This window comes from Corynebacterium sp. HMSC11E11 (genome assembly GCF_001807025.1).
Taxonomy (GTDB): Bacteria; Actinomycetota; Actinomycetes; order Mycobacteriales; family Mycobacteriaceae; genus Corynebacterium; species Corynebacterium freneyi.
The window spans coordinates 34,910-57,986 of sequence record NZ_KV787129.1; the positions used below are offsets into that span (position 1 = coordinate 34,910).

19 protein-coding genes and 1 other RNA gene are annotated in these 23,077 nt (G+C 70.0%); 8 read left to right on the forward strand and 12 right to left on the reverse strand.

Annotation, left to right across the window (positions count from 1 at the left end; genetic code table 11):
• Nucleotides 1-635 precede the first annotated feature (635 nt).
• The 3 genes from HMPREF3121_RS04090 to HMPREF3121_RS04100 form a co-directional block, all read right to left on the reverse strand.
• On the reverse strand, nt 636-1,913 hold the full coding sequence (locus HMPREF3121_RS04090; RefSeq protein WP_070520098.1) for a hypothetical protein: 1,278 nt from the start codon (nt 1,911-1,913) through the stop codon (nt 636-638).
• Between the two features lie 222 nt (nt 1,914-2,135).
• Complete coding sequence (locus tag HMPREF3121_RS04095; RefSeq protein WP_070520100.1) at nt 2,136-3,341, reverse strand: trypsin-like serine protease; 1,206 nt, start codon at nt 3,339-3,341, stop codon at nt 2,136-2,138.
• A 2-nt stretch (nt 3,342-3,343) separates the two neighbouring features.
• Nucleotides 3,344-4,285: a DUF418 domain-containing protein gene (locus tag HMPREF3121_RS04100; RefSeq protein ID WP_070520102.1), complete on the reverse strand. Its 942-nt coding sequence runs from the start codon at nt 4,283-4,285 to the stop codon at nt 3,344-3,346.
• Between the two features lie 489 nt (nt 4,286-4,774).
• Between HMPREF3121_RS04100 and leuA the strand changes: the two genes are divergently transcribed.
• The 7 genes from leuA to nagB all read left to right on the forward strand — a co-directional run bounded on the left by leuA (nt 4,775) and on the right by nagB (nt 12,987).
• Entirely contained in the window at nt 4,775-6,598 is a 1,824-nt protein-coding gene (gene leuA, locus HMPREF3121_RS04105) for a 2-isopropylmalate synthase (RefSeq protein WP_070520104.1), read from the forward strand.
• Nucleotides 6,599-7,693, forward strand: coding sequence for a DNA polymerase III subunit epsilon (locus tag HMPREF3121_RS04110; RefSeq protein ID WP_210387248.1), 1,095 nt, complete (start codon nt 6,599-6,601; stop codon nt 7,691-7,693).
• Nucleotides 7,694-7,815: 122 nt separating this feature from the next.
• Nucleotides 7,816-9,132: a MurT ligase domain-containing protein gene (locus HMPREF3121_RS04115; protein WP_070520105.1), complete on the forward strand. Its 1,317-nt coding sequence runs from the start codon at nt 7,816-7,818 to the stop codon at nt 9,130-9,132.
• Nucleotides 9,125-9,955 (forward strand): type 1 glutamine amidotransferase, encoded by an 831-nt coding sequence (locus HMPREF3121_RS04120; protein ID WP_070520107.1) that lies wholly within the window; start codon nt 9,125-9,127, stop codon nt 9,953-9,955. Before HMPREF3121_RS04115 ends, HMPREF3121_RS04120 begins: the two co-directional genes overlap by 8 nt.
• 168 nt (nt 9,956-10,123) lie before the next feature.
• Nucleotides 10,124-10,960: a GntR family transcriptional regulator gene (locus HMPREF3121_RS04125; RefSeq protein ID WP_083291261.1), complete on the forward strand. Its 837-nt coding sequence runs from the start codon at nt 10,124-10,126 to the stop codon at nt 10,958-10,960.
• A 4-nt stretch (nt 10,961-10,964) separates the two neighbouring features.
• Complete coding sequence (locus HMPREF3121_RS04130) at nt 10,965-12,218, forward strand: N-acetylglucosamine-6-phosphate deacetylase (RefSeq protein WP_070520109.1); 1,254 nt, start codon at nt 10,965-10,967, stop codon at nt 12,216-12,218.
• A gap of 1 nt (nt 12,219) precedes the next feature.
• Nucleotides 12,220-12,987 carry a glucosamine-6-phosphate deaminase gene (gene nagB, locus HMPREF3121_RS04135; protein ID WP_070520111.1) on the forward strand — a complete coding sequence of 256 codons (768 nt, stop codon included), beginning with the start codon at nt 12,220-12,222 and terminating at the stop codon, nt 12,985-12,987.
• 62 nt (nt 12,988-13,049) lie between these two features.
• On the opposite strand, the gene recR is transcribed toward nagB, so the two are convergent.
• The 9 genes from recR to ffs form a co-directional block, all read right to left on the reverse strand.
• Entirely contained in the window at nt 13,050-13,736 is a 687-nt protein-coding gene (recR, locus tag HMPREF3121_RS04140) for a recombination mediator RecR (RefSeq protein ID WP_035122657.1), read from the reverse strand.
• 14 nt (nt 13,737-13,750) lie between these two features.
• Nucleotides 13,751-14,077, reverse strand: coding sequence for a YbaB/EbfC family nucleoid-associated protein (locus HMPREF3121_RS04145; RefSeq protein WP_070520113.1), 327 nt, complete (start codon nt 14,075-14,077; stop codon nt 13,751-13,753).
• Nucleotides 14,078-14,214: 137 nt separating this feature from the next.
• On the reverse strand, nt 14,215-17,049 hold the full coding sequence (locus HMPREF3121_RS04150) for a DNA polymerase III subunit gamma and tau (protein WP_070520115.1): 2,835 nt from the start codon (nt 17,047-17,049) through the stop codon (nt 14,215-14,217).
• Nucleotides 17,050-17,075: 26 nt separating this feature from the next.
• Nucleotides 17,076-17,570 carry a hypothetical protein gene (locus HMPREF3121_RS12695; protein WP_070520117.1) on the reverse strand — a complete coding sequence of 165 codons (495 nt, stop codon included), beginning with the start codon at nt 17,568-17,570 and terminating at the stop codon, nt 17,076-17,078.
• Nucleotides 17,567-18,472: an MbnB/TglH/ChrH family RiPP precursor modification enzyme gene (locus tag HMPREF3121_RS04160; protein ID WP_070520153.1), complete on the reverse strand. Its 906-nt coding sequence runs from the start codon at nt 18,470-18,472 to the stop codon at nt 17,567-17,569. Before HMPREF3121_RS04160 ends, HMPREF3121_RS12695 begins: the two co-directional genes overlap by 4 nt.
• Nucleotides 18,469-19,476, reverse strand: coding sequence for a TIGR04222 domain-containing membrane protein (locus HMPREF3121_RS04165; RefSeq protein ID WP_070520119.1), 1,008 nt, complete (start codon nt 19,474-19,476; stop codon nt 18,469-18,471). Before HMPREF3121_RS04165 ends, HMPREF3121_RS04160 begins: the two co-directional genes overlap by 4 nt.
• A gap of 45 nt (nt 19,477-19,521) precedes the next feature.
• Complete coding sequence (locus HMPREF3121_RS04170; protein WP_141742965.1) at nt 19,522-20,442, reverse strand: suppressor of fused domain protein; 921 nt, start codon at nt 20,440-20,442, stop codon at nt 19,522-19,524.
• Nucleotides 20,443-20,452: 10 nt separating this feature from the next.
• Nucleotides 20,453-21,727 (reverse strand): aspartate aminotransferase type Ic, encoded by a 1,275-nt coding sequence (locus tag HMPREF3121_RS04175; protein WP_070520123.1) that lies wholly within the window; start codon nt 21,725-21,727, stop codon nt 20,453-20,455.
• Nucleotides 21,728-21,944: 217 nt separating this feature from the next.
• An RNA gene (gene ffs, locus HMPREF3121_RS04180) (signal recognition particle sRNA small type) lies at nt 21,945-22,039 on the reverse strand.
• Nucleotides 22,040-22,154: 115 nt separating this feature from the next.
• Here ffs and HMPREF3121_RS04185 point away from each other — a divergent pair.
• Nucleotides 22,155-23,063 (forward strand): GDSL-type esterase/lipase family protein, encoded by a 909-nt coding sequence (locus HMPREF3121_RS04185; protein ID WP_070520125.1) that lies wholly within the window; start codon nt 22,155-22,157, stop codon nt 23,061-23,063.
• Nucleotides 23,064-23,077 lie beyond the last annotated feature (14 nt).

A 23,077-nucleotide genomic window follows, 5' to 3' on the forward strand; every position in this document is an offset into this window, starting at 1 on the left:
CACCCGTACCATCTGACCCGCCCGCACCACGCACCCCGACACCTCCATCCACATCGGCCACACCCGCAACACAGGCCACATGCGTGCACAACGGGCGGGACATCGCCCGAAACGACTCAGCAGCACTCGCGACGACCTGGGCTTTTGCCGAAGGTCGGTGAGTCGTTTTGGGCGACGCTGCCGAATCAACGCCGCATCAACACCGAATCCGCGCCGAAACAACCGCACCGGAACAACGCCCGGCCACCCGGCCATGGCCCCGATGCTGGGCCCGTACGCGCGGAGGGCCGGACGTCGTCAAGCAACTGGCCACACACCAGCAACATCCGCCACACCCGCACGGGCTTTAGGTCGGGAGCCTCACCGCACCCGTACCATCTGACCCGCCCGCACCACGCGCCCCGACACCTCCATCCACATCGGCCACATCCGCCACACAGGCCACATGCGTACACAACGGGCGGGACATCGCCCGAAACGACTCAGCAGCACTCACGGCGACCTGGGCTTTTACAGGGGCCCGATGAGTCGTTTTGGGCGACGCCGCCGAATCAGCGCCGCATCAACACCGAATCAGCGCCGAAACAACCGCACCGAAACGACCTCTGCGCCCACATCGCGCCCAGGCCCCACGCCTAAATCGCCCATTCGAAGGGGACGAGCAAGTACCAGCCGACCCAGGCCGAGCCGAGCAGCCAGCCCGCGAGGAACCAGGCGCGGTCAAAGGTGCGCAGTCGCGCGATCACCGGCGCAAACACCAGCAACACCAGCACCCCCGACAGGAACAGGCGGGGCCGCGAGTGCATGAGGCCATCGCTGACGAGGATCTGCCCCACGGCCAGGCAGGAGAACAGGAGCACCGGCCAGGCCTTGCCCCACCGGTCGAGGCCGATCCCGGCGCGACCGCCCACCCAGCCGAAGAACGCCCACGCCATGGTCGCGGCGACCGCCACGATGACCACCGCAGACAGTGCGTACCCGGTTTCCTGCGATTCGGTGAAGCTGAACCACAGCCAGCGCAGGGTGGCCTTGCCGCCGTCGACGGCGGAGTTCCACCCGTGGTGCTGGGCGCCGAAGTAGCCGCCCGCGTCCTCCAGGTGCGATGACGCCCACACGAGGTACGCCACCCAGCCGAGTGGGGCGACGGCAGCCGCGGCCCAGGCCCTCGGGTTGCGCCGGTCGTGGGCGAAGACGGCCAGCGCCAACACGATGAACAGGCCCAGCGCGGTGGTGCGGGCGAGTCCCGCCACCAGGATGAGGGCGCCGGCCGCCACCCACCGCCGGTCGATGATCGCCACGAGCCCCCACGCCGCCAACGCCAGGAACACCGCCTCGGTGTAGGGCATGAGCATGACGACGGCCATGGGCGCCGTGGTCGCGAGCACCGAAGCGATGACGCGCTCCCGCGAACCCATCCCCATCCGGCGGGCCAGTGCCGCCGCCCCGAAGGCGACGAACATCCCGGCGACCAGCGACAGGACCATGCCGGCGGCGTTGCCGGGCAGGAAGGTCACGAAGGACACCGCTCGGATGAGGTACGGCACCAGCGGGAAGAAGGCCAGCGAGCGCCAGTGCCCGGGTTCGCCGTCGACGTCGCCGATGCCGAAGTAGCCGTTCTCCGCGATGTCGGTCATCCAGCGGGCGTCCCAGGCGGTCAGCGCGTCCCAGGCGCCGTCGAGGGTGTCGGACCAGGTGGGTGCGGCTCCGCCGATCGCCCACCGGTTCGCGAACACCGTGGCCGCCAACCCGGCGAGGAGCAGCACCCGCGTGGCCGCGTATGCCGCGAGGATGCGGGACGCCTCCGATGCGCCGCGCCGACGGCGGGGGCCGCGGTCGCGGCGCCTGGCCGGGGACTCCGTCGACGCGCTTGCCGACGATCTCGCCGTCCGGGATTCGCCGCGGGTGGATGTCATGGGCCTCAGCTTCCCATACGCCGACGCTTCGACGAGCAAGGAACGGCTTCGTCCACTTCCACGACTCCACCTCGGTCCTCCGGCGCGACGTTGCATCGCGACGTTGTATTCCGTGAGGACTCCGCGAGGACAAGGACGCGATCAACCGCACACTGGCCGAATCGCGGAAAAGCCACTGCCGACCATGTCATTCGTGGTCGGCAGTGGCCGTTTCAGGGGCGGTCAGGCGCCGTCCGCGCCGTTGCGGTTGCGGCGGCTCATCACCTGCGCAACAGCGGTGGCCGCGATCAGGCCGGTGAGGGCGATCGCGAGGTAGACGCCCTTGCGGTCGCCGCTGGTCTGGAACACCGACGGCGGCTCGGGGGTGTTCGAGGCATCCAGGACGCTGGCGGTGTCGGTGCCGTCGATCACTCCGCGGATCCACGGGGCGGAACCGGCGACGGTGGTGATTGCCGCGCTTGGCGACGGCAGATCCGGGTCGCCGTTCGACGTGCCGGCCGTGGCGACGCCGGCGACCTTGCCGTTGACGAAGAACGGGGAGCCGGAGTCGCCGCCCTGGGTGCCTTCGCCGTCGAGCGAATGCACGTCGATGATGTCGCTGGCGATCATGGTGGTGACCGACGGGTCATCGCCCGGAACGCCGTTACCCGGCATCGCCCCCGGCTCACCCGGCATCATGCCCGGTGCGCCCGGCCCGCCGGGGGCGGGAATCACCAGGCCTTCATCGTCCGATCCGCCGGGGGCGGGGACGCTGCCGTCGGAAAGCGGGCCGCCGAAGGCGGGGATGCTCTCGGTGCCGTCGGGCGAAATCGACGGCTGCACGTCGCCGTCGGGCATCACCGGCGGCATGCTGCCGTCGACGATCGGACCGCCCGGCGCCGGGATGGATTCGACGCCGTCGACCTCGCCCGGATCACCCATCTCGCCGTCGCCGGGGGCCGGGGCCATTCCGCCGAGAACTTCCCTGACCTCCATGCGGGCCATCGGCAGCTTCCCCTTGCGGGCCAACGACGAGCTGCTGCTCCAGCCGTAAAGGGTGCCGATGTCGCCGGGCTGCGGCACCTCGTCCGCGAGCTCGACCGGCTCGACGGAGGTGACCTTGCGGTCCAGGTGCATCAGGCCGATGTCCGCGGTCGGCGCCATCGCCCACGAGTCGACGTCGAAGACCTCGTCTCCGATGCGGGCCTGCGACCCTTCGTTGTTCACCGACTCCAGGCAGTGCCGCGCGGTGAGCACCCACTGGTCGGCGATCAGGGATCCGGTGCAGTCTCCGAAACCGCCGGCGCGGCCGATTTTCAGCGAGACGGTCGCGTTGCTCTCCGGCGACGACGGCGCCTCCTGGGCGTGCTCCAATGCGTGGGCCGGGGTGGCGCCGAGGGCCAGGAATCCGACCGCGAATGCCGCTGCAGTTGCTTTTGCGTTTTTCACTTTCAAGCCTTCTTTCCGGCCGGAACCGCGAGGTCGATGATGCGGGCGACGAGTCGCTCCATGGGGCCCTTGCCCAGGAAGTGCTTCCACAGCGCGGCAATGACCAGGAAGAACACGACGAAGCCCAACGCGGACAGCGTCGAATGCAGCGCGATGTTCTGCTGCCACCAGTAGGCGGTGAGGACGTGGAGGATGTACACGGTCAGCGACATCGAGCCCATGGCGGCGACGGGGTACACGACCTTCGGCGCCTTCTCGCCGACGATGAGGCACAGGTGGAAGATGACGGCGGATGCGGCGACGGAGAGCAGGATCTCCCCCAGGACGCCGGTGTGGCCGGTGAATCGCAGCCATCCGGGCACGTCCATCTGGAAGCGGAAGTACATGCCGATCGCGACGACGACGAGGCTGACGCCGGTGACGGCCCACGTCAGGGACGCCCGCCGCTTCGATCCGGTGACGAAGCTCTTCAGGTAGACGTCGTAAAGCAGCATGCCGCCGATGAAGTACGCGATCCACGCGAGCAGCGGGTAGATCTGCGGCAGGGTGTACGGGGCGTACCGGACGGTGGCCGCGGCGGTCGCGACGACGAACAGGGCCAGCTTCCACCAGACGTTCAGCGGCGGAACCCAGGAGACGATGATCATGGTCAGGCCCATGGCCACCAGCACGACCTGGATTTGGCCGCCGACCGGCAGCAGTGCCAAGCCGAGCAGCATGACGACGCTGCCTCGGACGATGAGCCGAAGGAGCGTGTCGAACGTGTAGTTGCGGCCGATCACCATGAGGGTCGTGCCCGCGATGACCGCGAACAGTGCCGAGGGCACGCCGTTGATGATGACTTTCGTGCTCCACAGCAGTGCGGCCATGTGCACGATTATCATTCCGATGATCGCGAGGCCCCGGGCGACGTCCAGGCCCACGATGCGCGAAGGTGAGGACACCTATATCCCGCCTTTCCGTGTGCGCACGCTCAATCGTGCGCTTCGTGTCGGCACCGCCCGCACGTCATCGTGGCGGGCGGCGCGAAGTCCGTTTTCGTGACAGCTAAGTTGAACATGTAAAGATAAGTCGACCCAAACGGATGCCTAAGAGCTTCCAAGGTTTTCGACAAAATTCCTCGCGGAGCATAACGCCACGCTGCTTTACGACGCCCGACGCCCGCGACCACCCTCCGACTCCGGCACACCCTCGACTCCCCCGGAACGTGAAAAACGAAAAGCCGACGGGGTAAGGTAGGTCACATGCAGCGCGCACTCCTCCTTCTGTGCCGCGACGGGGCTCGACACTAAACGCCAGGCCGGCCACCCCGTCGCGGGATTCGACGATGGGCCGGCCCGCACAGTGCAACAACCCCAACCAGCGATCCCACGAACCGGCCCGCACCAACCGGCCCGCCACCACGATCGCACCGAAAGGTAAAGTCCAACCTCATGTCCCCCACTGACGCCTTCATCTCCGCCCCCTCCCGCATCAACACTCCCGACGGCGAGATCCCCCAGGGGCAGCCGGCATGGAACAAGCAACGCAACTCCACCATGCCCTCCACCCGCTACCAGCCCTACGACGTCGAAGTACAGGACTTCCGCCTGCCCGACCGCACCTGGCCGGACAAGCGCATCACCAAGGCACCGGTGTGGTGCGCCGTCGACCTGCGCGACGGCAACCAGGCGCTGATCGATCCGATGAGCCCGGAACGCAAGCGCCGCATGTTCGAGCTGCTGGTCCAGATGGGCTACAAGGAAATCGAGGTCGGCTTCCCCTCGGCTTCCCAAACCGACTACAACTTCGTCCGCGAGATCATCGAAAACAACATGATCCCCGACGACGTGACCATCCAGGTCCTGGTCCAGGCCCGCGAACACCTGATCCGCCGCACCTTCGAAGCCTGCGCCGGCGCGAAGAACGTCATCGTCCACTTCTACAACTCCACCTCGATCCTCCAGCGCGACGTGGTGTTCCGTAAGGACAAGGACGCGATCAAGAAGATCGCCACCGACGCCGCGGAGCTGATCAAGACCATCGCGAAGGACTACCCCGACACCAACTGGCGCTGGGAGTACTCGCCGGAGTCCTACACCGGCACCGAGGTCGAGTACGCCAAGGAAGTCGTCGACGCCGTCGTCGACGTCATCGACCCCACCCCGGACAACCCGATCATCATCAACCTGCCGTCGACGGTGGAGATGATCACCCCCAACGTCTACGCCGACTCCATCGAATGGATGGACCGCAACCTCAACCGCCGCGACTCCATCATCCTGTCGCTGCACCCCCACAACGACCGCGGCACCGGCGTGGCCACCGCCGAACTCGGTTACATGGCCGGCGCCGACCGCATCGAAGGCTGCCTGTTCGGCAACGGCGAGCGCACCGGCAACGTCTGCCTGGTCACCCTGGGTCTGAACATGCTCACCCAGGGCGTCGACCCCCAGATCGACTTCTCCGACATCGACCTGATCCGCCGCACCGTCGAGTACTGCAACCAGCTGCGCGTTCCGGAGCGTCACCCCTACGGCGGCGACCTGGTCTTCACCGCCTTCTCCGGCTCCCACCAGGATGCCGTCAACAAGGGCCTCGACGCCATGGCCGACAAGGTGCGCCCGGGTGCCTCGGTCAAGGAACTCACCGACGACCAGCTGCGCGCCGTGACCTGGGAAGTACCCTACCTGCCCATCGACCCGAAGGACGTCGGCCGCTCCTACGAGGCCGTCATCCGCGTCAACTCCCAGTCCGGCAAGGGCGGGGTGGCCTACATCATGAAGACCGACCACGGCATGAACCTGCCGCGGGCAATGCAGGTCGAGTTCTCCTCCGTCGTCCAGGCCGTCACCGACGCCGAAGGCGGCGAGATCAACTCCAAGGCAATGTGGGACATCTTCGCCGGCGAATACCTCGACCGCGAAGCCCCGATCGAACAGATCGCCTTGACCGTCGACGCCGCCCAGAACGAAACCGACGAGACCAAGGTCCAGGCCCGCATCGTCTACAACGGCACCGAGCACGTCATCGCCGGCCACGGCAACGGCCCCCTGGCCGCCTACGCCAACGCCCTGGAACAGCTCGGCGTCAACGTCGAAGTCCAGGAGTACAACCAGCACGCCCGCACCGCCGGCGACGACGCCGAAGCCGCCGCCTACGTCCTCGCCGACGTCAACGGCACCAAGGTCTGGGGCTGCGGCATCGCCGGCTCCATCACCTACGCCTCCCTCAAGGCCGTCACCTCCGCCGCCAACCGCGCATTGGCCGAGGCGTAGATGGATCGTTCGCCGTCAGCGCAGCCGGGGCCGTCCCCGTCCGACGATGCGTCGTCGGCGGGGGAAGGCGCCGCTGCGGCGGAAGACGCCGATGCGGGGTCCCCGTACGTCGCCGCGGTGGTGAAGTCGACGGGCATCCACCCGAAGTCGTCGCGGATGGTGGCGCTGGGTTTGGCCACGTTTTCCGCCGACGGCGAGATCACGCGCACGTGGCACGGCGTGTTCACCATCGGCGAGGACCCCGGCCCGGTGCACCTGCACGGCCTGGAGCCGTCCGACCTCGACGGCGCCCCGCGGTTCGGCACGGTGCTGGGCACGGTGGGCGAACTCCTCGACAGCCGTGAGCTGATCACCCATGACCTGCCCCGCACCTGGGGTTTCATCGTCGAAGAGGCGAAGCGGGCGCGTCGCCACGCCAATCGGGCCAACCGGGGCCGCCGTGGCCGCGGCCGTGGTCGCGTGCGGGCGGGCCGCATCCCGGCACCGACGCGGGTGACGGACACGCTGGCCACGGCGCGTCTCCAGGGCGTCGATCTGCCCGACACCCGCCTGCGCGGCGTCGCCCGCACCTACGGCCTGGACGCCCCGTCGCCGGTGGCCAGCGTCGACAACATCGGCGTGCCCGAACGTGAACGCACCATGGCCGACGTCGAACTGCTCGTCGACCTTTGGCGCGCCCAGGGCGAACGGGCCGGAGACGGGCCGTCGTCAAGCACCTTCGCCACCTGGCCCACCGACGACCTGCGGGCGGACAACGTCGGCCTGCAACGATCCGGCATCCGCGTCGACGCGATGGAGGCCCCGCGCCCCAACCCCAACCCGGGCACGTACCGGCCCGGCGGCAAACTGAAGGTCGGCATGGAATTCGCCATCGCCCCCGAGCTGGCCACGCCCGCCGACGACATCATCGGCGCGGGCGTCCGGGCGGGCCTGGCGTACTCGGAGAAGGTCACGCGCGAGACGTCCGTGCTCGTGTGCAACCGGCCCGCCGACGTCACGCCCGAGGAGCTCACCGGCAAGGCGATGCACGCCCACCGCAAGGACATTCCGCTGGTCAGCGACGAGGCATTCCTGCGGCTGCTGGAGAACATGTAGCGCCAGCATGTAGCGCACCGGCGTTCCCCTGCTTTGCGACGGTGCGCGGGAAGGCGGGACGTCGTCACGCGCAACCCGGCGCGCACCACGGCCCGCCGACCGCGAGGGCCTAGAATGCCCCCATGACCAAGAGCAGCAATTCCCGCCGCAGGAGCCTCCGGTCGCGCATCGCGACGACGGCGGCCGCAGCGGCGACGTGGGCGTCGCGACGCACCGGGCGCGGCTCCGGCGGCATGATCGGCGGGCTCATCGCCCAGAAGATCGACCCCGGCATCCTGGGGCAACTCGGCGGCGGCCGGCCGGCGGCGATCATCACCGGCACCAACGGCAAGTCCACCACCACCCGCATGCTCGCCGCCGCGATGCGCGCCGCTGGCGACTCCGTGGCCACCAACGAAGGCGGCGACAACATGGACGCCGGCGTCATCTCCGCGCTGATGGCCTCCCCGAACGCGGACACGCTGGTCCTGGAGGTCGACGAACTGCACGTCGCGCACATCGCCGCGGACCTCGAGCCGCGGGTGCTGGTGATGCTGAACCTGTCGCGCGACCAGCTGGACCGGGTGGGCGAGATCAACAAGATCGAACGGTCGCTGCGTGATGCGGTCAACGCGAATCCGCAGGCGACGGTCATCGCGAACTGCGACGATCCGCTCATCGCGTCGGCGGTGTGGGACGCGAAGAACGTCGTGTGGGTCTCCGCCGGCTGCGGCTGGACCAACGACGCGACGAGCTGCCCCCGCACCGGCGGGCCGATCATCCGCGACGGCGACGACTGGTACGCGGTGAAGGACCTCCCGGGAGGCGGCGCTTTCCGACGACCCGCCCCCGCCTGGGCGATCACGGCGGAAGGGATCACCACGCCATACGGCACGACCATCCCCCTCGACCTGGCGCTGCCGGGCGACGCCAACCGCGGCAACGCCACGCTGGCCACCGCCGCCGCCGTCGAGCTGGGCGCGGAGGCCGTCGTCGCCGCGTCGGCCGCCGAGACGGTCGACAACGTCGCCGGCCGCTACTCCACCATGACCGTCGGCGACCACGAGGTGCGCATGCTGCTGGCGAAGAACCCCGCCGGGTGGCAGGAGGCGCTGTCGATGGTCGACCGTTCCGCCGACGGGGTGGTCATCGCCGTCAACGGCCACGTCGCCGACGGCGAGGACCTGTCGTGGCTGTGGGACGTCGTGTTCGAGAACTTCGGCGGGCAGACCGTCGTGGCGTCGGGCGAACGCGGCACCGATCTGGCGGTCCGCCTGCTGTACGCGGGCATCGAGCACCGTCTGCTGCATGATCCGCTGGAGGCCATCGCCGCGTGCCCGCCCGGCCGCGTCGAGGTGCTGGCGAACTACACCGCATTCCGCGACCTGAAGAAGGCCATCGAGCGGGGCGCAGTCGCCACCGCCGCCGAGGCCGAGGACGAGCGAGGCTCCCATGACTGATCTGAACATCGGCCTGATCCTGCCCGACGTGCTGGGCACGTACGGCGACGACGGCAACGCCCTGGTGCTGCGGGAACGCGCCCGCCGCCGTGGTTTCGACGCCGCCATCACCCCGATCAAGCTGGGCGAGGCGGTGCCGGAGCGCCTGGACGTGTACACCATCGGCGGCGGCGAGGACGCGGCCCAGACCATCGCCGCGGAGCACCTGGCCAAGGACGGCGGTCTGGCGCGCGCCGCCGCCGCGGGACGACCGATTCTGGCGATCTGCGCCGGTTTCCAGATCCTCGGCGAGTCCTTCCGCGCCGGGGGCCGGGAGGTTGCGGGGCTGGGCCTTCTCGACTGCGTCACCACGTCGATGGAGACCCGGGCGATCGGCGAGATCCGCACCGCATCGCTTTCCGACGAGCTCACCGCAACGCTCACGGGCTTCGAAAACCACATGGGCCGCACGCGGCTCGGCGCGGACGCACGCCCCCTGGGCCGAGTCATCCGCGGCGTGGGCAACGAGGGCCCCGAGCGTCAACCCGAGCCTGGCCGTGCGCCGGGCCCGGTGCGGGCGGCCGACGGCGGGAAGGTGGGCGTCGTCAAGCACGAAGCCACCGAAACCCCGACCGGCGGCGACGAAGGCGCGGTGCAGGGCAGCATCGTGGCCACGTACCTGCACGGGCCGGTGCTGGCGCGCAACCCGCAGCTGGCGGACCTGCTGCTGGCGCGGGCGATGGGCGTCGACGCCGCGACGCTGGAGCCTCTGGACCTGCCGGTCATCGACCGGCTGCGCGCCGAGCGGATCGCGTCGAAGCCGCGGCCGAAGAGCGAGCGGTAGCGGGGACGAGTCTTTTCCGTGCACGGTCCGTCGCACGGCATCGACAGCCGCAGCGACCCGCCCGGCGGCGCGGGCCTGACGGCGACGGCGACCGTCGTGCGGCGCGCGTGACGCCGGCCATGCCTCCGCCGCCACGCCACTTGTCATGACCGGTCATACAATGGGCGCATGACCTCCCCTTCCGCCCCAGCCCCGGCACCGGGTCCGGCGGATGCCCGTACCGACGCTCCCACCCCGGCCGCCTCCAAGGTGGCCTCCTCGGCACAACGCACTCTCGCTCTGCTGTCGCGCCACAGCATCGAACCCGGCCCGATCCCCAAACACGCGCAGCTCAAGGAGATCCTCACCGAGGTCTGCCACGACGACCTGCGGCCGGGCGACTCCCTGCCCGGTGAGCGCGTGCTCGAGGAGGTCTTCGGCGTCAGCCGCATCACCGTCCGCCGTGCGATCGGGGACATGGTCGCCGACGGCACGGTGGAGAGTTTCCGCGGCAAGGGCACCTTCGTGGCCAAGCGTCCGTTGCGCTCCGACCTGAGTTTGGGCAGCTTCACCGCCGAGATGACGCAGCAGGGTGCGGAACCGTCGGCGATGATCCTCGTTTCCGAACGGACCGAGCCGCCGGAGTCGGTGGCGGAGTTCCTCGGCGATGGCCCGCATCTGCACCTGGTCCGCGTGCGGCTTGGCGACGGCCTGCCGTATTCCGTCGACGACGCCTGGTACAACGCCCGCCTCGTCCCGGGTCTTTTGGAGCGGCCGGTGCACACGTCGGTGTATTCGATCCTGGCGTCGAAGTTCGACGTCCCGATCGACGAAGCCGAGCAGGTGTGCACGGCGGCCGCGGCGACGGCGGACGTCGGCCGCGCTCTGGGCATCGACGTCGGCCAGCCGGTTCTGCGCATTCGCCGGCTTTCGTCGAGCCGCGGCCGCCCCGTGGAGGTGTGCACGTCGACGTATCGGCCGGACCGTTACACCCTGCGCATGCGCCTTCGCGACGGGCGGGAGTAGCACCATGACCGAGCCGAGCGACGGCCCCGCCGCCGGGCGATGCGACGACCACGTCATCGGTCGCGCGGTCACCCCGGAGGGAGTGCTGCCGAACGCCTACGTGGCGTGGGCCGACGGCGTGATCACCCAGGTGCGTCCCACCCGGCCCGGCGACCCCGAGGCGGACGGGGATCCGCTGATCCTGCCGGGACTGGTCGACGTGCACAACCACGGGGCGGCGGGGCATGGGTTCCCCACCTCGGATGCGGAGGGGTGCGCCGTCGCCGCCGCCCATCACCGCCGGTGGGGCACGACGACGTTGTTCGCGTCGACGGTCTCCGCCCCGCCGGATGCCCTCGCCCGCCAGGTGGCGGTACTCGCCGAGGTCGCCGACGACGGCCACGTCGACGGCATTCACCTGGAGGGCCCGTTCCTCAACGCCTGCCGCTGCGGCGCCCAGGATCCCCGCGCCATCGTGCCGGGCGACCCCGACGCCCTGGAGATGCTCCTCGACGCCGGACGGGGCCACGTCCACGCCATCACGCTGGCACCGGAAACCGACCGCATCGACGACCTCCTGCACGTCTGCGCCGACCACGGCCTCGTGGTCTCCTTCGGCCACACCGACGCCGACTACGACGCCACCGCCCGAGTCATCGACGCCGCCACCGACCTGGGCCTCACCGTCACCGCGACCCACCTGTTCAACGCCATGCCGCCCGTCCACCACCGCGACCCGGGCGCCGCCGGTGCGCTGCTGGCGGCCGCGGCCCGAGGCGAGGCCGTCGTCGAACTCATCGCCGACGGCGTCCACCTCTCCGACGCCATGGTCGACCTGGTCCGCGCGACCACCGGCCCGAGCGGAATCACGCTGGTCTCCGACGCCATGGCCGCCACCGGCATGCCCGACGGAGACTACGTCCTGGGCGCCCTCCCGGTCACCGTCACAGGGGGCGTCGCCCGCCTCACCACGACCACCGCCGAGGACCACGGCGATTCCACCTCCTCCCCCGGGGCCATCGCCGGCGGAACGACCACCATCCACGACCAAGTCCTGCGCATGCTCCACCGCAGCATCGACCCCGCCGACGTCGCGCAGATGGCGTCGTCCACCGGGGCGAAGGCAGCCGGATTCGCTGATCGGGGGACCATTTGCGTCGGAAAGCGGGCCGATTTGCTACTTTGCGACGATGCCCCCGAACGCAACCCGGCCCCACGCGACGGACGGGCCCCGACCCCGCCGACCGTGATCACGGCGGGAAAGCGAAAGGAACGCTGACGTGGAGATCATCATCCTGGACACCCCCGAGGAAGTCGGGCTGCTCGCCGCCGACGTCATGGCGCGCTACGTCGAGCAGGGCGCCACGCTCGGCCTCGCCACCGGATCCACCCCCGTCGGCGCATACCGCGAACTGGTGCGACGCCACCGTGAAGAGGGACTGTCCTTCGCGAAGTGCCGCGCGTTCCTCCTCGACGAATACATCGGCCTGGGCCCCGACCACCCGCAGAGCTACCACGCCACCATCCGCCGCGAACTGACCGCGCACGTCGACATCGAAGACGCCCTCGTGCAGTCCCCCAACGGCCTCGATCCCCGGCATGCCAGCGACTACGACCGGGCGATCACCGCGGCCGGCGGCATCGACATCCAGTTGCTCGGCGTCGGCACCGACGGCCACATCGGGTTCAACGAGCCCGGCAGCTCCCTGTCGTCGGGGACCCGCGTGAAAACCCTCCACCCCCGCACCATCGAGGACAACGCCCGTTTCTTCGATTCCATCGACGACGTCCCCCACCACGTGGTGACGCAGGGACTCGCCACCATCGGGCGGGCGCGTCACCTGTTGCTGCTGGCCACCGGCATCGTCAAGGCCGACGCCGTCGAGGCCCTGTGCGAGGGACCGGTGTCCGCCCTGTGCCCCGCGTCGGTCCTCCAGTACCACCCGCACGCCACGGTCATCGTCGACCAGCAGGCCGCATCGCAGCTGGAAAACGCCGAGTACTACCGGTACGCCTACCAGTGCAAGCCGGAGTGGCAGGAGATCTGACGGCGGAGGTCAGACGGCCAAGCGTCCGGCCGGGGTCCCACTGCCAGGCGCCCGGCCTGGGGTCACACGGCCAGGCGTCCGGTCAGGGCGCGCGACAGCGTCAACTCGTCGACGTATTCCAGGTCGCCGCCGAGCGGCATGCCCGACGCCAACCGCGTCACCGCCAATCCCGGGAAGTCCCGGAGCAGCCGCGCCAGGTACGTCGACGTCGCCTCCCCTTCGGTGTTGGGGTCGGTGGCGATGATCACCTCGGTGATTTCCGGGGCGGGCACGTTGCCGTCGGCGTCGATCTCCCCGTTGGGCGAATCGTCCCCGGGGCCGAAGCCGGGCGGGGCGGGGACGTCGGCGAGCACCCCGCCGATGCGCTGCAGGAGGGTGCGGATGTTGAGTTCGTTCGGCCCGACGCCGCCCAGCGGGTCGAGTGCGCCGCCGAGCACGTGGTAGCGGCCTTCGTATTCGCCGGTGCGCTCGATGGCCTGGATGTCGCGGGCTTCTTCGACGACGCAGATCAGCCCGCGGTCGCGGCGGGTGTCGGCGCAGTAGCGGCACACCTCGTCGGCGGAGATGTTCCCGCAGATGCGGCAGAAGTGCACGCCGTCTCGCACCCGCGCCAGCGCCGATTGGAGGCGGTCGACGTCCTCCGGTTCCACCTTCAGCAGGTGGAAGGCGATGCGCTGCGCGCTTTTCGGCCCGATGCCTGGCAGGCGCGCGAACTCATCGATGAGATCTTGAAGCGGTCCTTCGAACAATTCGGTGGCCGGTCCTAGAAGCCGAAGTCGCCGCCGAGGCCGCCGAAGCCCTCCTGCAGCGGGCCCATCTTCTCCTGGGCGAGGTCCTGGACCTTCTTGGTGGCGTCGCCGAACGCGCCGAGGATGAGGTCCTGCAGCCCGTCGACGTCTTCGGGGTCGACGACCTTCGGGTCGATCTGAACGTCGGTGACCTCACCGGAGCCGAGCATGGTGACCTTGACCAGGCCATTGCCGGCCTCGCCGACGACGGAGGAGGCGACGATCTCGGCCTGGGCGGCTTCGAGCTGGGCCTGCATCTGCTGGGCCTGGGCGAGGATGGCGTTCATGTCGGGCTGGCTCATGGGGGTGTCCTTTGCGGTTCGGTGGTGGGTTGCCGGGGCGGCGGGGGCCGGGGTGCGGCCTGGCCGCGCCGCCCGGTCGGGCGTTGTTCGCCCATGTCGCCGCCGATTGTAGCGGCGCCTCCGGATGCCCCGGGTACTTACATGGGCTTGGCGCCGAGTTCCTTGGCCAGCAGTTCCATTACGACGGTTTTCTGGTCGCGATGGTCCAGCTCTCCCGGGGTGCGGGCGGCGTCGATGAGTTCGCGTTCCTCGTCGTCGAGGCCGTCCCGGTCGACGCCGGGCGCCGGCGGGGTCGCTCCGCCCGTTCCCGACGGGCCCGTGGGCGTCGATGGCGTCGGTCCGCCGACGTCGTGACGACCGCGGCGGCCACCGTAGTCGGGGTAGCCGCCGAAGTCCGGTTCGGGCGGCGGAGGCACGTCATCGTATGGCTCCGGCGGCGGAGGCACGTCATCGTACGGTTCGGGCGGCGGGGGAACGTCGTCGTAGCGGCGTTTGACCACGCCCTGCGTTCCCGGTGCCGGCGGCGGCGGAACGTACTTCTTCGGCTCACCCGCACCCTGGTCCCGGGCCGCTGCGGTCTGCTGCACCGCCTGGCGGGCCGCTGCGAGCGCGTCGGACACGCCGGGGTGGCCGCCCTGCGCCGCCTGGCCCGTCCCGTCGCCCGGTCCACCCCGGTTTCCGGATCGACCGTTCGAGTCTTCGGCGTTTCGCTGCGCGGCTTCTTGGGCGCGGCGGCGTTCCTCGAGGATCCGTCGATACGCGGGCACCGGGCCCGACTGTTCAGCAGGTGCCGAGCTCGACGGTTCAGCGGGCGCCGGGGTCGGCTGTTCAGTGGGTGCCTGGCTGGGTTGCTCGACGGTCGCCGGGTTCGGTTGTTCGGAGGGTTTCGCGTCCTCCGAACCCTCGGCGGCCGGAGCCTGGTGTTGACGCGGGCGCGCGCCCGATCGGTCCGCGCCACCTCGCGGCGCCGTGCCGACGACGCACCGCACCTCGACCTCGATGCCCTCCACCCGCTGGACGGCGGCACCGAGCGCGGCGGCATTGGCGGCATCGTTGAGTCGGTTGGCCAGCGCGCCGGTGTGGTGGCCGATGGTCAGCACGCCATCGTCGAGTGCGATGGGCACGGCCTGCGAGGCCATGACCCGCACGGGAATGTTGTTCTCGCCGGCGTACTCGACGACCTGCGGCCACGCCTGGCGCAGCGACGCCAGGTGATCGCGTGACGACGCCTCCGCCTCCTCGGGCTGCGGGGGCACGGCACCCTCGTCGCCTTCGGCGGCACGGGTCGCGGCCTCGCGTTCCTTGGCCAGACGTTCGCGCTCCGCACGCTCATGCTCACGGGCCTGCTCCTGCATGCGGCGGGAAATCTCGCGCATCTCGAGCGCCTTGCGAGCCTGCTCCTCCTGATCCGGAACATCATGCGCACCGGGCTGCTGGGGCGCAGCGTGCTGAGCCTGCGGCTGCTGCACCGGGGGCTCGGGCTGCTGAGGCTGCGGGGCGGGACCCGACTGCTCGGGCTCCGGCTGCTGAACCGGCGGCTGCTGCGCCTGCTGGGCCGCCTGCGGATTCTGCGCCTGACGCGCCAACCGCGCACGCTGCAACGGCGACAGGTTGGGATCATCGGCGGGACCGCCCACGCCACCGGCCGGCGCCGACTGCTGAGGCTGCTGGGGTTGCGGAACCTGCTGCCGCTGCTGAGCCTGCTGCCGCCCGTACTGCGGCTGCGACTGCTGAGGCGCCTGACCGGCATGGCCCTGCGCGACGCCCGCACCACCGGCTGCACCCGCCGCGGCACCACCGACGCCACCGCGCTCCAACGCCTCGATGCGCTGGATCAACGACTCCACCGTCTGCTCCGAGGCCGGCAACAGCATCCGCGCGCACAACACCTCGAGCAACAACCGCGGCGACGTCGCACCGGACATGTCCGGCAAACCCCGCTGCAGCACATCGGCGAACCTGGTCAACGTGCCCGTCGGCACCGACGTCGCCTGCTCCCGCATCGCCTCCACGCGATCCTCGGGAGCATCGACCAGCCCCTCCTCCATCGCATTCGGCACCGCCGCGATGACCAGCAAATCACGCACCCGGCCCAGAAGATCCTCCGCGAACCGCTTCGGATCCTGCCCGGACCTGATCACGCGGTCCACGCACCCGAACAACGCGGCCCGATCGGCCGAAGAGAGAGCCGACAACGCGTCGTCAAGCAACGACTGATCCGTCACGCCCAGCAGACCCGCCGCCAAGTCGTACGTCACGCCGTCCGGGCCCGCGCCCGCCAACAGCTGATCCATCACCGACAGCGAATCACGCGGTGAACCGCCACCGGCACGCACGACCAGCGGATACACGTCATCGGCAACCGGAACCCGCTCCTCGCCGACGATGCGCTCCAACAGCCCCCGCATCAGATTCGGCGGCAACAACCGGAACGGGTAATGATGCGTGCGCGACCGAATCGTCGTCAGCACGCTCTCCGGTTCCGTCGTCGCGAAAATGAAGATCAGATGCTCCGGCGGTTCCTCCACGATCTTCAGCAGCGCATTGAAACCCTGCTGCGTGACCATGTGCGCCTCATCGATGATGAAGATGCGGTACCGCGACTCCGCCGGCGCGTACATCGCCTTCGCGCGCAGATCGCGCATGTCCTCGACCTTGTTGTGCGACGCCGCATCCAGCTCCACCACGTCCAGATTGCCCGGGCCACCCGGCCCCAGCGCCACGCACGAAGCGCACTTCCCGCACGGCGTCGCCGTCGGCCCCTCCGCGCAATTGAGGCTGCGCGCCAAAATCCGCGCCGACGACGTCTTGCCGCAACCACGCGGCCCCGAGAACAGGTACGCATGGTTGATCCGGTCCGGGGTCCCGTCCGCGCCACGCGATTCCAGGGCCGCGGACAGGGGGTCGGTCACATGCCGCTGCCCCACGACCTCGGCAAACGTCGCCGGACGATACTTCCTGTACAGAGCCACGGGCCCAGCCTACCGGCCACCCCGGATCACGCACCGCCCGCATTCGAACGGTCCCGGCCGCCGAACCGCCGCCGACTCCCCACCCGGACCATCCACCGCCCATGGTCGCGCACCATCCGCACCCGCGCCGACCCCGCCGCGAGATCCCGCAACACCAGCAGTTCATCGACCACCGCCGACGGCACCGCCATCCGCCCGCACACATGCGCCGAAAACTCCGCGGCCTCCGCACGCGTCGATTCGCCGGCTGCTCCCCCACCGGATTCGACCCAGTCCAGGTACTCCGCGGTCACGCCCCGCCACGCCGACAGGAACTCCGCCAACAACGGCGCCCGGTGCGCGATCGAGCCGGACCTCTTGATCCGCAGCTGCGTCCGCGACCACGCCACCTGCGCCGCGTCCAGCGCCGGCCCCGCATCCCCGGCGAGCGCTTCGTCCGCGGCGTCCTGGCTTGACGACGCCAACGCCCTCGCCACCGCCGCCTGCCTCGCCGCCAGCCGGGCGTGGTCCGCCGCACTCACCCGCCGGCCCCTCGGTCCGGCCGGTGGGCGTCGTCAAGCGCGGCAGCCACCGCCCCCAGCTCGGCCAGCATCTCCTCTGACGTCGGGTACGCCCCATCCCGCTCGATCATCGTCGGCGGCGCGGGACGACCCGCCGCCCGACACCGATCCGCCAACGCCGACAACAACTCCAGAACCTGCGGCGGCACCGGATCGACATGCGAATCGACGTACCGCCCGGCGCGCATGTGACCACCCGCCACGTGCACGTAGGCGATCGGCTCGACCGGGAAGCGCGCCAACTCCGCCACCGGATCGAGACCACGGTTGACCGCATTGGCGTACACGTTGGCCACGTCCAGGACCAGCCCCGCCCCCGTCGCCGCGCACACCTCCGCCGCGAAATCACCCTCCGCCATCGTCGACTCCGGCCAATCCACCATCGCCGACACATGCTCCAACGCCACCGGCACCGGAATCCGATCCACCACGGCACGGTAATTGCGCGCGATGACGCCGACCTGCTCCATCGTCTGCGGCGGCGCCACCAAATGCCCCACGTCGACGCCGCCCGCCCTGGTGAACGCGATGTGCTCGCTGGCCAACGGCGACCCCAACGCCTCCGCCGCCCGCGCCAGCACCGACGGGTCGCCCACGTCGTCCGGATCCGCCGACGCCAACGACAACCGCAACCCATGCGGAACCACCGCCGTGCCCCGCTCGATGAGCCCGGCCAACGGCGGCGGGACGGTGACCGGCGCTGCGGCGGAAGCGGCATCGCCGTCGGCCGGGAAGAGCGAATCGGCGACGACCTCCGTCCACGCCGGCGCCGCCGCCGACACCGCCACCGCCGTGCCCGGACGCCACGCGATGGTCGGGCCGGTCAGGGCAGCCGGTCCGGTGAGGGCTGCCGGTCCGGTCATGAACCGCAGCCCCCGCACCCTCCGCCGCCGCAGCCCCCGTCACCGCCGCTGCCGCAGCCGGACGTCGATGAGCCGTCCCCGCCGCCGATCGTGCCCGTCCACATGAATTTGTCGTACGCGTCCAGCAACAGCGGGGACACGACGCCCGCAGCCGCCAATCCTCCGACCGCCACGAGCATGAGGCCCTGACGGCGATCCGGGAGCATTACCACCGTGTCTCCCAGACGCGACACCTCCGCCTCCAACGCTCCGCGGACCTGAATGCCCCGTTCCGTGAGCTGGTCGCCGATGTCCAGGGGAAAGCGGCGGAAGTTCGCGATGCCGATGACGAGGAGCAGACCCAAGAAAAGAATGACCACCATCCCCTCGACCGGGCGGCCGTTGCCCGCCGCGATCATCGTCCTGATGACGCTGATCAGGAAGTACATCCCGAACGCGGCGAGGGCCATGGCGGAATGGGGGTGAATCCGGTGCGGGGACACCAAACCCGCGTCGGCGAGTTCCCTGCGGATCGTCTCGACCTCGCCGATCACGAAACTCCGGGATCTCTTGTTGATCATCCCGTGCGGCCTCGCTCCCTCGAGCATCGTCGTCGCCGCCGGGCTGAGCCCCTGCGCCGGGCCCGCAACCCCCGGCGCCCACGAACCGGTTCCCGCGGTGACCTCGGGGGACAACCTGATCTTGTCGTTCGTGTGTTCCTGAGTCGTCAGCGCCCCGGCCATCTCCAACTCGGCGAATGCGAGGTCGGTCACGCGGCGGCGTCCACCGCACAGGTACGCCGCATGCTGCGGGGGCATCGACGCCGCGGTGTGCACCGCCCAACCCTGCGGCCGCTCGGTTGCCTCGCGGATGCCCTTGTGGGCACGCACCTTCCCGGCAATGTCCGCGATGAGCCACAGCACGAAGCCGACGCCGAGCCCGACCCCCATGAGCACCAGCCACGTCGGACCATCGACGCCCCACAGGGGGCGTGAATGAAAGAGGAAATCCCCGATGTCGGTCATCGCATCCGCCTTTCGTTCATGACGGAAAGCGTAAGGCCCCTTCCCCTACTGCGCCACCGACCCACGCCGCAGATCGCGAAGGTCCGCGTCCGCTTCGGCGAGCAACCGCATCAACGAATCGACGCCGTGTGCGTCGGCATGCGCGTACTCGTCGTCGGTGATCGGGACCAACTGCGTCACCGTGGTCAGGCGCGCCCCACCGGTGACGGCGTCGGCGACACCGCCCGCCTCCTGGTGAAGCGAGATCTTGCCGGGCTCCTCCGTGATGGTCGGCACGCCATCCGGCCACACGTACGGCACGACGCACAACAAGTGCGGCGTGGTGGCGCCCGACGCCGCGAAACCCGACTGCCCGGCGGGATCCCCCGCCGAATCGCCCGCAGACCCCTCCCCGGGCACCCCGGGCCCGGAATCCAGGCCGATGCGCACGGCATCCGGGATCACCGACCCCGGCGTCGGCCCCGCGGCCTCGGGATCATCGGCGACCACCGCAGCGGCACCGGCGACGATGCGGGCCATGGCCGAGTCATCGCCGGAATCGGCGCCGCCCACGGAATCCGGGTAGGCGACCAGGAACATCTCGACGCGGACGTCATCGTCGCCCGGCGTGCGCAGCCCCACGTCGACGCGCCCGAAATCCACCGTGAACGCGGCGACCTCACGACGCGGCGCCTCGGCACCGGCGCCAGCAGCCTCGGCCCCTGCACCCCCGGCGGGCTCACCGGCACCGCCTTCGACGACCTCACCGCCGCCGACCACCCCGACTGCATCGACGCCGTCGACGACCTCGGGCACCTCATCGGCGTCGGCGGGCTCGTCGTAAAGCGAAAACTCCGCGACCGTCACCGGAATGCCCGGCCGCGACTTGACGCGACGCCGACCCGGCAACGTCGCCCCGCGCTCGGCGATGCGCACCGCCCCCGGAAAAAGGCGGCGCGCCCAATAAGCAGTCTCCCGAAGATCCACGAAACTCCCGCTAGCGAGCCGCGAACCGCTCGGCCGCCGCCAGCAGCACGCACGTGGCCACGCCATCCATCGCCGCCTCGAGCTCCTCGATCGGCGGCAGCGACGGCGCCAGGCGAATGTTGCGGTCGTTGGGGTCGTCCTTCAGCGGGAACGACGAACCCGGGCCGGTCAACGCAATGCCGGCCTCCTTGGCCAGCTCGATCACGCGGCGGGCCGTGCCGTCGACGACGTCGAGCGAAATGAAGTACCCACCCTTCGGCGTCGTCCACTCGGCCACGCCGTACTCGCCCAGCCGCTCGTTCAACAGCTCCAGCACGCGGTCGAACTTCGGAGCCAGCGACTCCCGGTGGCGCATCATCTGCGCGCGCACCCCGTCGGCGTCGCCGAAGAACTTCAGGTGCGCCAGCTGGTTGACCTTGTTCGGGCCGATGCCGCGAATCGACGCATGCCGCACGTAGTCGACGATGTTCGCCTCCGACGACGCGAAGAACGCCACGCCCGCGCCGGCGAACGTGATCTTCGACGTCGACGCGAACTCCCACACGCGATTGCCGTTGCCGGCCTCCTCGGCCCACGTGATCACCGGGTGGTTGGCCGGGAACTCGTCGGTGAGGGTGTGCACCATGTAGGCGTTGTCCCAGATCAGGCGGAAGTCCGGGGCGGCCGTCGGCATCTCCACGAGACGTCGGCAGACCTCCTCCGAGTAGGTGACGCCCGTCGGGTTGGAGAACACCGGCACATTCCACATGCCCTTGATCTGCGGGTCCGCGGCGACGAGACGCTCGACCATGTCCATGTCCGGGCCGTCGTCGTTGAGCGGCACCGGGATCATCTCGAAGCCGAAATGCTCGGTGATGGAGAAGTGGCGGTCGTAGCCGGGCACCGGGCACAGCCACTTCAGCACCGGCTCCTCGTTCCACGGGCGCTCGGAGTCGGCGGTGCCGAACTGCATGGCCCAGCTGATCAGGTCGAACTGGATGTTCAGGCTCGACGCGTCGCCGGCGATGACGTTGGCCACCGGCAGGTCCAGCAGGCCCGCCCACAGCTCGCGGATGCCCGCGATGCCCTTGAGGTTGCCGTAATTGCGGACGTCTTCGCCGTCGTCCGTGACGTAGTCCGGTGCCGGCAGTCCCAGCAGCGGGTTGGCGAAGTCGAGCTGCTCCGCCGACGGCTTGCCTCGGGTGAGGTCGAGCTTCAGGCTCTTGGCCTTGAGGTCGGCGTATTCCTTCGCGAGATCATCCTTGAGCTGCGCCAGCTCGTGGGAATCGTACGAATCCAGCTTCATGGCAGGCATCCTTCATCCATCGACGGCGCCGGTCGGGCCGCCCGGGATGACGGCCACCGTGGACCGGTGCAGTTGTCAACGGAAAGAATAGAGCACAACGGCGTGACGCTGCATCGTGGCCGTCGCGGGTGCCCTGCCGTCGTTGTGCTTGACGACGCCTCCCCCAGGCGCAGCGGCCGAAACCCCAAGACATGGGCCCCGAGACATGCCCCAAGACATGAGGGGACCCCACGCACCCGCCAGAGCCCGCTGACCCTTGCTGCATTCCTGCCCTGGGGGAGTTCACGAGATGGACGCCGCATGGGGTCCGGCCCACACCATAACCCAGCCGGTGCCGACGGCGCCAACCCCGCGCCATCGAAGGCTTTGGCCCCCGAAAGCGACACCGGATTGACAGCCGTCGTTATAGAACCGAGACTTATTGCCCATGAGCCTCAGCCTTCGCGCGCGCCTGTCCGGGCTGCGCCGCTCCACCATCGCCCTCGCCACCGCCGCCGCCTGCGCCACCGGCCTCGTCGCCGCCGGCGCCACGGTCGCGGCGCCCACCGCCGACGCCAACCCGGCGGGCACGGAGCTCGTCGTCTTCGGCGACTCCTTCGCGGCCAATCCGACGCTGCCCGCCGGCCACATCATCGCCGGTACGGCCCCGAACAGCGGCTCCCGCGCCCCCGTCCACGGCCCGGGCGGTTGCCCCCAGGACCCCGAGAACTGGCCGCGCGTCGCCGCCGGCATCCTCAACGTGCCACTGGCCGACTACTCCTGCAACGGCACCGGTCGCGTCCCCTACATGGACCTGACCAACTCGGTGAACGCGGCCATCGCCAACGGCGATCTCGGCCCGGGCACCCGCAAGGTCGCCGTCATGTACGGCGGCCTCGACGTGCTGCAGTGGGTCGACACCGGCACGCACGTCGCGGGTGTCGCGGGGTCCCTGCCCAGCGGCTACCACGCCACCATCGCCGAAATGAAGCGCCTCGTGCAGGAGGCCGCCCCCAACGCCGAGATCGTCATGGCCGGGTACCCGGAGCTCGGCGCGGGCGACAACGTCTGCTTGATCAACGTCACCCCGAACCAGCCGTCGCCGATCATGCTGCCGGGCATCGCCGCCGTCGAAACCGGCCTGCAGTCGTCGATCCGCAACGCCGCCGCGGCCAACGGCATCCGGTTCGTGGACATGAAGGCCGCCACCGTCGGCCACGGCACCTGCGCCACCCCGGATTCGCAGCGTTACGTCTCCGGCATCTACGACCAGACCAGCGACCACAACATGAAGCTGCACCCGACGCTGGAGGGTTCGCGTGCCATGGGTCGCATCATGGCCGACAACCTGCGCTGACCGGCTGCACGGCC

Bases quoted from the DNA above. Each gene is read 5' to 3' on its own strand.
- HMPREF3121_RS04090 (WP_070520098.1), bottom strand. From the start codon at position 1,913: ATGACATCCACCCGCGGCGAATCCCGGACGGCGAGATCGTCGGCAAGC.
- leuA (WP_070520104.1), top strand. From the start codon at position 4,775: ATGTCCCCCACTGACGCCTTCATCTCCGCCCCCTCCCGCATCAACACT.
- HMPREF3121_RS04110 (WP_210387248.1), top strand. From the start codon at position 6,599: ATGGATCGTTCGCCGTCAGCGCAGCCGGGGCCGTCCCCGTCCGACGAT.
- HMPREF3121_RS04115 (WP_070520105.1), top strand. From the start codon at position 7,816: ATGACCAAGAGCAGCAATTCCCGCCGCAGGAGCCTCCGGTCGCGCATC.
- HMPREF3121_RS04120 (WP_070520107.1), top strand. From the start codon at position 9,125: ATGACTGATCTGAACATCGGCCTGATCCTGCCCGACGTGCTGGGCACG.
- HMPREF3121_RS04125 (WP_083291261.1), top strand. From the start codon at position 10,124: ATGACCTCCCCTTCCGCCCCAGCCCCGGCACCGGGTCCGGCGGATGCC.
- HMPREF3121_RS04130 (WP_070520109.1), top strand. From the start codon at position 10,965: ATGACCGAGCCGAGCGACGGCCCCGCCGCCGGGCGATGCGACGACCAC.
- HMPREF3121_RS04145 (WP_070520113.1), bottom strand. From the start codon at position 14,077: ATGAGCCAGCCCGACATGAACGCCATCCTCGCCCAGGCCCAGCAGATG.
- HMPREF3121_RS04160 (WP_070520153.1), bottom strand. From the start codon at position 18,472: ATGACCGGACCGGCAGCCCTCACCGGACCGGCTGCCCTGACCGGCCCG.
- HMPREF3121_RS04165 (WP_070520119.1), bottom strand. From the start codon at position 19,476: ATGACCGACATCGGGGATTTCCTCTTTCATTCACGCCCCCTGTGGGGC.
- HMPREF3121_RS04175 (WP_070520123.1), bottom strand. From the start codon at position 21,727: ATGAAGCTGGATTCGTACGATTCCCACGAGCTGGCGCAGCTCAAGGAT.
- HMPREF3121_RS04185 (WP_070520125.1), top strand. From the start codon at position 22,155: ATGAGCCTCAGCCTTCGCGCGCGCCTGTCCGGGCTGCGCCGCTCCACC.